Consider the following 10097-nt stretch of genomic DNA (forward strand, 5'->3'; position numbering starts at 1 on the left):
TTTTGTTTTTGCCTCCCCCCCCCCGGCGTTGTCCCGCGGCTTCGGCACAGCACCCGTCGGCCGGGGGGCCGAGCCTGTTGGTCGCGGGCCTGTGGGGTGCGCCGCCCCCGGACGTGCTCTGCCTGCAGGAAACCAAGGTTCCGGACGAATTGTTTCCGGAGAAGGCGTTCCGCAAGCTCGGCTACGAGCACATCGCCTTCCATGGCCAGAAGGGCTATCACGGCGTTGCCACCATAGCGCGGCGGCCGATCGAGGTGGTCGAAAAGCGCCGCTTCTGCGAGATCGACGACAGCCGGCATCTGTCGGTCACCGTCAACGCCGGCGGCAAAACGATCCTGCTGCACAATTTCTACGTTCCGGCCGGCGGCGACGAGCCCGACCCGGCCGTCAACCGCAAGTTCAAGCACAAGCTCGATTTCGTTGCCGAGATGAACGCCGTGCGGGCCGAGCATGACGAGCACTCCGGCTCGATCCTGGTCGGCGACCTCAACATCGCGCCGCTCGAGCACGATGTCTGGTCGCACAAGCAGCTCCTCAATGTCGTCAGCCATACGCCGGTCGAGACAGAAAACTTCGAGGCAATGCGGCTCGCCGGCGACTGGATCGACCTGATGCGGCTCAATGTGCCTTACGAGGAGAAACTCTACACCTGGTGGAGCTATCGCGCCCAGGATTGGCAGGCCTCAAATCGCGGCCGCCGCCTCGACCATGTCTGGTCGTCGCCAAACCTGGTGCCGCATTTTGCCGGCTATGAAATCCTGCGGCCGGCGCGCGGCTGGGAACGGCCCTCGGACCATGTGCCGGTGATCGGGCGTTTCAACCTGGATTAGCTTTGTCTCGCCTCAGCGAAACCTGAAGCTATCCGCGATGTAGTCGGGACGGGCATTCAGCGTGGCGAAAACGTCCTCCAGGTCAGGCGCCCCCGCCAATATGCCCGACAGGACCAGCGTCGTCGCGACACCGACGCCGTTGCCGCCGGCGATGTCGTGCTCGACGCTGTCGCCGACGCAGACCACGCTGTCGCGCTCCGGGTGGCCCGCCAGTGCCAGCGCTGCCTCGAATATCTGCGGATTGGGCTTGCCAATGCGCGACACGCTGCCGCCGAGGCTCTCATAGAGATCGGCGAGCCGGCCGGCGCCGAAGCGAGGGCCGACGGCAGTCAGCATGATCTTGTCGGGATTGGTGCAGAAGCATGGCACCCGCCGCGCCGCCGCCGGACCAAGAAGCCGGCGATAATGGTCGAGGTCGTAGCGATCGCCCTCGCTGGCGGAAATCAGCACCAGTTCGGCATCGTCGCCGTCCTTGGCCAGGACGAAGGGCAGGCCGTCGACAGCCGAACGGTCATTGTCGCGGCGGATCAGCAGGCATTTTGTCTGCGGGCGCAGGGCTCCGGATGCTGCCATTTGGTGGAAAGAGCGCCATGCCACCTCGCCGGAGGAGACAAAGTGGTCCCAGCTTCCCGGTTCGAAGCCGAGCTTCAGCAGGCGGTGCTCATTGGGTTGCGCCCGCTTGCCGGAATTCGAGATCAGTACGATGGTCTTGCCGGCGCGCTTGAGTGCCGACAACGCTTCGACAGCACCTGGATAGGCGCTGGTGCCGTCGTGCAGCACACCAAATTGGTCGAGCAGGAACACCTGATAGCGGTCGGTCAGCGCGGCGATGCCGTCGAGGTGTTGAATTGCCTTGGCCGTCATAAAAGCCCCGCTGCGCTTGCGCCCATCAGCGCCAGCCGCGCCGTGCCGGCAGCGGCCTCCTCCGAAAGAGCCGGCACGAGAGCGACGCCAAGCTTGCGCTGCCGGATCGCTGTCCAGGCCGGATTGGCCGCACCGCCGCCGACGCTCCTGACCGATGTCAGTCGGGGGGCGCCGAGTTCGGCAAGCCGGCGATAGCCGAGCGCTTCGATCGCCGCAATACCCTCGAACATCGCTTTCAGATAGTCGGCGTCGTCGGCGGGCCGCGGCTCGAGGCGCGGCGGCAGCGCCGGATCGGCTATGGGGAAGCGTTCGCCCGGCGCCGGCAGCGGGTAATAATCGAGGCCGGTCTTCGTCGCCGGGTCGATTTTTTTGCTGAGTTCGACAATGCGGGCGACGGGGAAATGCTGGGCCAGCACCTTGCCGCCGGAGTTCGAGGCGCCGCCCGCCAGGTAGGTGTCACCCAGCCGATGGCTGTAGATGCCGAATTGCGGCGCCGAGATCGGCCGGTCGAAGAGGATCTTGATGGTCAGCGACGAGCCGAGCACAGTGACGCCGTCGCCCGCCGCCGTCGCGCCGGTTGCCAGGAACGACGCACAGCCATCGGTCGTGCCGGCGACCACGACCACGTCGCGCGGCAGGCCGAACATTTTCGCGGCGCTGGCGGTGAGCGTGTCCGTGACATCGCCCGGCCGCACGACGCGGGGCAGGAATTCCATGCGCACGCCGGTCGCCGCGATCCAGTCCGGCCAGCGCCGGGCCTCGACGTCGTAGCCGGTCTTCAGGGCGTTGTTCTCGTCGCTGACATCGAAATGGCCGGAAAACTGTCCGGCGATCCAGTCTGCCTGGTGCAGCACAGTGGCGACGCCGGGCAGGTGCTGGAAAGACAGCGCCTTGGCGAGACCGGAGGTTGCCCCGAGTGCAGCGCTCGTTGCCGGTGCCGCGCCGGCTATTGCTGTCAGAATAGTGTCGTCAGCGACCTTGTCGTTGTACATCAGCGGTTCGGCCAGCGGCCGCCCGGCGCCGTCGACCGGCAGCAGCGTGCCCGACGTACCGTCGACGGCGATCGAGCGCACTGCCGCGCGATCGATACATTTGAGCAGTTCCGCCAAAGTCGCGCCGACCGCCTCCCACCATATTGCGGGGTCACGGCCGTTCGGCCCAAATCGCTCGAGGGCAATAGCGGAATGCGCGGCAACGGAAAAGTCCGGACGCATGGCGACGGCGCGCGCGCCGGATGTGCCGATGTCGATGCCGATGGCAAGCGGGCCAGACGAACGCGACATGTCAGCTGCCTCCGGCATTGAGTTTCTGGCGATATTTTTCGGCGTCCCAGTTGATCAGCTCGTCATTCTCCGCCGCTGTCAGATAATTCAGCTTCGCCGAGACATCGATCCGCGCCGTCACGTCGGAAAGGCAGCGCTGCATGGCGTCGGCACCGGCGCCGGCGTCGCCGCGCATCAACACGCCGAGTCCAGGAAACAGGATCGCCACGGGTGCGGCGCCGCAGCGCTCGATGACGCGCTTCACACCCTCGTCCGGTCTCGCCACGACCGAGCCTTCGCCGAGAAAGATGACGTGGTCGGGGTAGAGGCTGCCACCCAAAGCCATGCGGCAGCTTTCGGGGTCGATCGCCACCGCATGCGCCTCAACGTCCGCCGGCAATCTGTAGTCGCTGTCGCCGGCGCGCGCCGTCAATGCCGCGATGTCCGGTTCCGCCACCTGGCGCGGCGGCCGCGCCAACAGTCGTGTCACGCGCCGCAGCAGCATGTCGGCCGCGGCGACGGTCTCGGCTGCAACGACCAGGCCGTGATTGCCGAGGATCAGGATATCCACGCCTGGCCGAAGGCGCTCGGCGATACCCTGCGCGAGCGGCAGTCCCGGCCGGCGATAGGGAATATACGCCCATTGATGGCCGTTGAGCCGCCTGGCGGCCTCGGCCTCGCAGTCGGCCTGCACGGCCAGCGAAATGGTCTCGACGCAGTGAACATGCAGAACGATGCGCTGCGGCATCAGCGCATGCACGGTGGTCTCGATCGACGGGCGCAAGCCGCGCGCGCTGAGGGCGTCGACAGTGAAGGCCTGCGGCTGTTCGGCGGCCGGGTCGCGCCGTTCGATGGCGTCGAGCAATGGCGGGATGCCGACCGGCACCATGATGTCGGCGATGAGCGCGTCCTTCAGCCAGGTGCCGGAGGCCTTGATCCAGAGCGTGTCGCCGGCTTTCAGCGAGGTGTTGCCGCCGGCGGCCTGGGTCAGATGCGCGTCGCTGCCGATAGCGGCCGAAAGCGACCGCAGCGCTGCCAGTTCCTGCGCATCCGCACTGATCGTCATCGAAATTCCTCTACAATCCGGCCGCGTGGCCACGGCTTTGGACGTCCCGGTGCCGGGACGAAGACCCATGCTGGTATCGCAGATGCGAGCAAGTTACGTCAACAGTGATGTTATCGCGTCAAATCAGGCTTGCAATCCGAGGGCCGTTGAGTAAGTTGCACCAATTGCCATGCAAAACGGCAATGCCGTGCAAAATGCTTGGGAGGCAAGCGCATTGGGAGGTAAGGGTTGAGCGACTCCGGCCGCCAGCGTCAGATTGTCGAGCTTTTGCGGGACCGGCCTTTCGCATCGGTGCGCGAGCTGCAGGAGCGGCTTGGCGTATCGGCGGCGACGGTGCGGCGCGACATCGACAAGATCGACGAGGCCGGCGAAGCGCGCAAGGTCTATGGCGGCATCTCGGCGCTCGATGGCGCTTCGCAAGCCGGCGTCGCCTATGCCAGGCCCTATGACGAGAACCGCGACCTCGCCGTCGAGGCGAAGCGGCAGATCGCCGCTCTCGCCGCCACCATGGTGCGCGACGGTGACGCGGTCATCGTGCATGGCGGTTCGACCTGCTTCCATCTCGGCGTCAAGCTCGCCGACCGCAACATCCGGCTCTACACCAACTCGATGCCGCTCGCGGCCTATCTCAGCGACCACGGCCATTGCAGCCTCACCGTCGCCGGCGGCGAACTGCACCGCGAGCCGGGCATCATCCATTCGCTGACGCAGACGGTGCCGTTCTACGCCTCGAAGTTCTTTCTCGGCGCGCAAGGCATCGGCCAGGAAGGCCTTCTGGAATCGCACCCGCTGCTGGTCCGCTCGATCGTCGAGCTCAGCCTCTGCGCCGACCAGATCGTCGTGCTGGCCGACAGCCGAAAACTGTCTATCCACGCGCGCAATGTGGCACTGCCGCTGTCGCGGATCGGCACGCTGGTCACCGATGACGGCCTGTCCGAGACAGATGCCCGCATGCTCGAAGATGCCGGCGTCATGGTGCGGATCGCGGCTTCCTCGGGAGGCGCCCAGTGAACATCGCCGTCCTCGATTTCGGCAAGACCAATTCGAAGCTGTTCGTCTTCGGCCAGGACGGACAGATACTCGACGAGCGCCGCAGCCAGCCGAGCTGGATCCGAAAAGGCGGCTTCAGCGTGCTCGACGAGCCAGCGCTGCACGACTGGGCGGCTCGCGCCATCGATAATGCAGTCGACATGCATGGCGTGGAAGGGCTGATGGTATCCGGCCATGGCTGCACCTTCGCGTTGGTCGACGAAGCCGTGCTGACGCATCCGATCCTCGATTACGAGCAGGAACCGCCAGCTGAAATCGCCGCGCAGATCGACCGCCGCATTCCGGATTTTGCCGAGACCTTTTCGCCGCGCCTGCCGCTTGGCTTCAACTACGGCCGCCACATGTTGTGGCTGAAGGAGGTGGAGCCCGGTGCCTTCGCCGCAGCGAAATCGATCCTCGGCTATCCCCAATATTGGAGCTGGCGGTTTGGCGGCCGGCCGGTATCGGAAGTGTCGTATCTTGGCTGCCACTCGCATTTATGGGCGCCGCGCAAACGCGATTTCAGCTCGCTGGTCGATGCCGAGGGCTGGCGCGGCCAGATGCCCGCCTTCGAGCGCGCCGGCGCGGTGATCGGCGAGCAGCGCTTCGGCCAGGCCGCGAAGCCAGTCGCCATCCATAATGGCGTCCACGACAGCAATGCCGCGCTCCATGCCTACCGCCGGCAGCAGCTCGGGCCGGTGACCGTGGTCTCGACCGGCACCTGGGTGGTCGTGCTCAATCCCGACTGCCCGCTCGACGCACTCGACGGCGAGCGCGACATGCTGGTCAATGTCGATGTCGATGGCGGCCCGGTGCCAACCGTCCGCTTCATGGGTGGGCGCGAATTCGCCACGATCAGCGCTGGCTGGCAGGGCGCAATCGCGCCGTCATCGATACAACGGGTGATCGACGCCGGCATTATGGCGCTGCCGAGCTTCGCGCCCGGCGGCCCGATGCCGCACCGCCGCGGCGAACTGGTCGGGCGTACGCCCAATGCCGAGGAACGCGCGGCCATGGCGCTGCTCTATGTCGCGCTGATGGTCGATCTGTGCCTCGAGTTGATCCATTCGGACAACACAGTGATCGTCGACGGCGGCCTGAACAATGGCGGGCTGCTTGCCGCGTTGCTGGCGCAGTTGCGGCCCGGGCAGGCTTTCCTGCAGGGCGCAACGCTGGAGGGCAGCGCCACCGGTGCTGCCGCACTTGCCTTCGAAAGCGTCGGACGCGAGTTTGCCACCGAAGCGCCGGAGGCGGTGCATGCGGCAAGTTTCAGCGGCCTTGCCGGCTATCGCAACGACTGGCGCGGCCTTGCCGCCGACCGGGCTGTGGCCAGCGCAGCTGCAGGAGGTGCGCGATGAGCGCCGCCGCCCGGATCGAGACGGTGCGCCAGCCGGTGCTGGAGATGCGCCACATCTCCAAGACGTTCGCTGCGATCCGCGCCTTGCACGATGTGTCGCTGACCGTTCACGCCGGCGAGCTGCACGCGCTGATGGGCGAAAACGGTGCCGGCAAGTCGACGCTGATGAAGGTGCTGTCCGGCGCCTACCGGCCGGACCCCGGCGGCGAAATCCTGATCGACGGCGTGCCGGCCGCGACGGGCGACCCGATCAAGGCGCGCGCCGCCGGCATTGCGGTCATCTATCAGGAGCTGTCGCTGGCGCCTAATCTGTCGGTAGCGCAGAACATTTTTCTCGGCAACGAGCCGCGACGGTTCGGCGTTGTCGACCGCGAGCAGTGCAATCGGCGCGCCAGCGAGATCATCGCGCGGCTCGGCGTGACCTTCTCGGCGCGCACTCCGGTCGCAAGCCTGTCGCTCGGCGAGCGACAGCTGGTGGAAATCGCCCGCGCGCTGTCGACCAATGCGCGCATCATCGTCATGGACGAGCCGACCACGTCGCTGACCTCGCGTGAGACCGACCGGCTGTTCGAGGTGATTGCGACGCTGAAGTCGCAAGGCATCGCCATCATCTACATCAGCCACCGCATGGAAGAGGTCTACCAGCTCGCCGACCGCGTCAGCGTGCTACGCGACAGCGGCTATGTCGGCACGCTCGACCGCGCCGACCTGAACGCCTCGCGCCTGGTATCGATGATGGTCGGGCGCGATCTGTCGACGTTCTACAAGAAGGATCACCGTCCGCCGGACAGCAAGCGCGCCATCGCGCTGTCGGTGCGCGGCATGTCGGGCGGCAATCTCATAAACAATTGTTCCTTCGACCTCCACAAGGGCGAGGTGCTGGCACTGGCCGGCCTGGTCGGCTCGGGCCGCACCGAACTGGCACGGCTGATCTTCGGCGCCGACAGGCACACATCAGGCACGCTGGAGCTCGGCGGCAAACCGATATCCATCGGTTCGCCGAGCGAGGCGCTCGATGCCGGCATTGCCTACCTGACCGAGGACCGCAAGCAACTTGGCCTGTTTCTCGACATGTCGATCTCCGACAATATCAGCATGGGCGTGCTGGCAAAGGACGCGAAGGCCGGCGGTTTGCGCGACTTCACGGCTGCCGAAAAGCGCGCCGCCAAGGCGGTGTCAGACCTCTCCATCCGCACCAACTCGGTGCAGGCCAATGCCGGCTCGCTGTCGGGCGGCAACCAGCAGAAGGTGCTGCTCGCCCGCCTGCTGGAAACCGAGCCGCAGGTCGTCATCCTCGATGAGCCGACCCGCGGCGTCGATGTCGGGGCCAAGTCGGAAATCTATCGGCTGATCGACAACCTGGCCAAGAAAGGCATCGCCATCCTGATGATCTCCAGCGAACTGCCGGAGGTGATCGGCATCGCCGACCGCGTGCTGGTGATGCGCGACGGCACCATTGCCGGCGAGGTGACGGCGTCGGAGGGCGAGCCGCTGCGGCAGGAAGCGATCATGGAACTTGCAACGGGAGCGGCTCAGCGATGACCGACAAGGTGGCCGACACGATGAAAGCGGACGACCGGGCGGTCGGCAGGAGTACGAGGTGGCGTACCGCCATTGCCGCACTCGGCATGCTGCCGATCCTGATCCTGCTGGCGGTCGGCTTCCAGTTCATCAATCCGCGCTTTTTCACCCAGACCAATCTGCTGATCGTCATGCAGCAATCGTCGATCAACATCGTGCTGGCCGCCGGCATGACCTTCGTCATCCTGACCGGCGGCATCGACCTGTCCGTCGGCTCGATCCTTGCCGCCTCGGCGATGGTGGCAGTGATGGTGTCGCTGGTGCCCGATTGGGGACTGCTGGGGGTGCCCGCGGCCATTCTCGTCGGGCTCGGTTTCGGCGTCATCAACGGGCTGCTGATCGCCTATATCAAGCTGCCGCCCTTCATCGTCACGCTGGGATCGCTGACCGCCGTGCGCGGCGTCGCCCGCCTGCTCGGCCAGGACACGACGGTGTTCAACGCGGACCTGCCGTTCGACTTCATCGGCAACGGTTCGCTGTTCGGCATTCCGTGGCTGGTAATCATCGCGCTGGCGGTCGTCGTCCTGTCCTGGCTGGTGCTCAAGCGCACCGTGCTCGGCACCTGGATCTACGCCGTCGGCGGCAACGCCGAGGCCGCCAGGCTGACCGGCATCAAGGTGCCGCTGGTGCTGCTCTTCGTCTACGGCGTTTCCGGCCTTCTGGCCGGCCTTGGCGGCGCCATGTCGGCGGCCCGGCTCTATGCCGCCAACGGGCTTCAGCTCGGCCAGTCCTACGAACTCGACGCCATTGCCGCAGTCATCCTCGGCGGCACCAGTTTCGTCGGCGGTGTCGGCTCGATCTGGGGCACGCTGATCGGCGGCCTGATCATCGCCGTGCTGTCCAACGGGCTCATCCTCGCCGGTGTTTCGGACATCTGGCAGTACATCATCAAGGGATTGGTCATCATCGTGGCGGTCGCCCTCGACCGTTACCGGCTCCAGGCAGGAGCAAGAACGTGATGGCCCTTAGTCGCCGGCATCCAACGAGCCGGTTTCATGTGTAACGCACCGTGAGAGGCGCGGGGCATCAGGAGGAAAATAAAACAATGAAGACCATCGCTAAACTGCTCTGCGGCGTCGCCCTTGCGGCCGCCGTCATCGCGCCGGCATCGGCAAAGGATCTGAACAAAGTCGGCATCTCGGTCGGACTGCTCGGCAACCCGTTCTTCGTCGCCACCATCAAGGGCATCGAGGACGCGGCCAAGAAGATCAACCCGAATGTGCAGGTGACCTCGGTATCGGCCGACTACGATCTCAACAAGCAGGTATCGCAGGTCGATTCCTTCATCGCTGCCGGTGTCGACGTCATCATGCTCAACGCAGTCGATGCCAAGGCGATCGCGCCGGCGGTGAAGAAGGCGCAGGCGGCCGGCATTGTCGTTGCCGCTTTCGACGTTTCGGCGCCCGGCGCCGACGTCACCGTGATGACCAACAACGTCAAGGCCGGCGAAGAGGCCTGCCAGTATCTGGTCGATAATACCGGCGGCAAGGGCGACTATGTCATCCTCAATGGCCCGGCCTCGTCGTCGATCCTGGAGCGGGTCAAGGGCTGCAAGGACGTGCTGGCAAAGCACCCCGACATCAAGATCCTTTCCGACGACCAGAACGCCGAAGGCTCGCGTGACGGCGGCCTGAAAGTGTTCCAGTCGCTGCTGACGCGTTTCGACAAGATCGACGCGGTCTTCGCGATCAACGATCCGACGGCGATCGGCGCCCAGCTTGCGGCCAAGCAGCTCAACCGCTCGGAGTTCATCTTCACCGCGGTCGACGGTGCACCCGATATCGAGAAGGAACTCGCCTCCGGCACGTCGATGATCAAGGCCTCGGCCTCGCAGGATCCCTATGTGATGGCCGGCCAGTCGCTGACGATGGCGGCTGACCTGCTTGCCGGCAAGAAGCCGGCCGAGCCGACGGTGCTGCTCGACCCGAAGCTGATCACGGCCGACAATTTGAAGGATTACAAGGGCTGGACCGCGGCTCGCTAAGCCTCCCAAGCCTGGTGGGGGGGGGGGGGGCGGCGGCCCCGCGTTTTGGGGGCGGCGGGGGGGCGCACCCCCGCTGGGGGTGGGGGGGGGGGGAGGGACGGGCGAGGCGCCGGGGGGGCCGGGG

At 65.9% G+C, this 10097-nt stretch carries 9 protein-coding genes; 6 read left to right on the forward strand and 3 right to left on the reverse strand.

What is annotated here, in order from left to right; translation table 11 throughout:
* Positions 1-74 precede the first annotated feature (74 nt).
* On the forward strand, positions 75-830 hold the full coding sequence (locus NKI72_RS32900) for an exodeoxyribonuclease III (protein WP_352851999.1): 756 nt from the start codon (positions 75-77) through the stop codon (positions 828-830).
* 12 nt (positions 831-842) lie between these two features.
* Here NKI72_RS32900 and NKI72_RS32905 read toward each other — a convergent pair whose 3' ends face one another.
* The 3 genes from NKI72_RS32905 to NKI72_RS32915 are packed head-to-tail and all read right to left on the reverse strand — an operon-like array spanning position 843 to position 4022.
* Positions 843-1694, reverse strand: a complete 852-nt coding sequence (locus NKI72_RS32905) for a TIGR01459 family HAD-type hydrolase (RefSeq protein WP_352540845.1) — start codon at positions 1692-1694, stop codon at positions 843-845.
* A complete protein-coding gene (locus tag NKI72_RS32910; RefSeq protein ID WP_352832405.1) occupies positions 1691-2977 on the reverse strand; it encodes an FGGY-family carbohydrate kinase in 1287 nt (428 codons plus the stop codon). The genes NKI72_RS32905 and NKI72_RS32910 overlap by 4 nt, the downstream gene beginning before the upstream one ends.
* A gap of 1 nt (position 2978) precedes the next feature.
* The gene (locus NKI72_RS32915; protein ID WP_352615432.1) at positions 2979-4022 is read right to left on the reverse strand and encodes a class II aldolase/adducin family protein; all 1044 of its coding nucleotides are present in this window, start codon (positions 4020-4022) and stop codon (positions 2979-2981) included.
* 228 nt (positions 4023-4250) lie between these two features.
* Here NKI72_RS32915 and NKI72_RS32920 point away from each other — a divergent pair, with 228 nt between their 5' ends.
* The 5 genes from NKI72_RS32920 (at position 4251) to NKI72_RS32940 (ending at position 9973) form a co-directional block, all read left to right on the forward strand.
* The gene (locus tag NKI72_RS32920) at positions 4251-5033 is read left to right on the forward strand and encodes a DeoR/GlpR family DNA-binding transcription regulator (protein WP_023680486.1); all 783 of its coding nucleotides are present in this window, start codon (positions 4251-4253) and stop codon (positions 5031-5033) included.
* Positions 5030-6409: an FGGY-family carbohydrate kinase gene (locus tag NKI72_RS32925; RefSeq protein ID WP_352832408.1), complete on the forward strand. Its 1380-nt coding sequence runs from the start codon at positions 5030-5032 to the stop codon at positions 6407-6409. The genes NKI72_RS32920 and NKI72_RS32925 overlap by 4 nt, the downstream gene beginning before the upstream one ends.
* Entirely contained in the window at positions 6406-7950 is a 1545-nt protein-coding gene (locus tag NKI72_RS32930) for a sugar ABC transporter ATP-binding protein (RefSeq protein ID WP_352832411.1), read from the forward strand. Before NKI72_RS32925 ends, NKI72_RS32930 begins: the two co-directional genes overlap by 4 nt.
* A gap of 20 nt (positions 7951-7970) precedes the next feature.
* Positions 7971-8948, forward strand: coding sequence for an ABC transporter permease subunit (locus NKI72_RS32935; protein WP_502894527.1), 978 nt, complete (start codon positions 7971-7973; stop codon positions 8946-8948).
* A gap of 86 nt (positions 8949-9034) precedes the next feature.
* A complete protein-coding gene (locus NKI72_RS32940; RefSeq protein WP_352470775.1) occupies positions 9035-9973 on the forward strand; it encodes an ABC transporter substrate-binding protein in 939 nt (312 codons plus the stop codon).
* Positions 9974-10097 lie beyond the last annotated feature (124 nt).

This window comes from Mesorhizobium sp. M0437 (genome assembly GCF_040321335.1).
GTDB lineage: Bacteria > Pseudomonadota > Alphaproteobacteria > Rhizobiales > Rhizobiaceae > Mesorhizobium.

Coding starts and splice junctions, on each gene's coding strand:
- NKI72_RS32905 (WP_352540845.1), bottom strand. CDS start 1,694: ATGACGGCCAAGGCAATTCAACACCTCGACGGCATCGCCGCGCTGACC.
- NKI72_RS32910 (WP_352832405.1), bottom strand. CDS start 2,977: ATGTCGCGTTCGTCTGGCCCGCTTGCCATCGGCATCGACATCGGCACA.
- NKI72_RS32915 (WP_352615432.1), bottom strand. CDS start 4,022: ATGACGATCAGTGCGGATGCGCAGGAACTGGCAGCGCTGCGGTCGCTT.
- NKI72_RS32930 (WP_352832411.1), top strand. CDS start 6,406: ATGAGCGCCGCCGCCCGGATCGAGACGGTGCGCCAGCCGGTGCTGGAG.
- NKI72_RS32935 (WP_502894527.1), top strand. CDS start 7,971: ATGAAAGCGGACGACCGGGCGGTCGGCAGGAGTACGAGGTGGCGTACC.
- NKI72_RS32940 (WP_352470775.1), top strand. CDS start 9,035: ATGAAGACCATCGCTAAACTGCTCTGCGGCGTCGCCCTTGCGGCCGCC.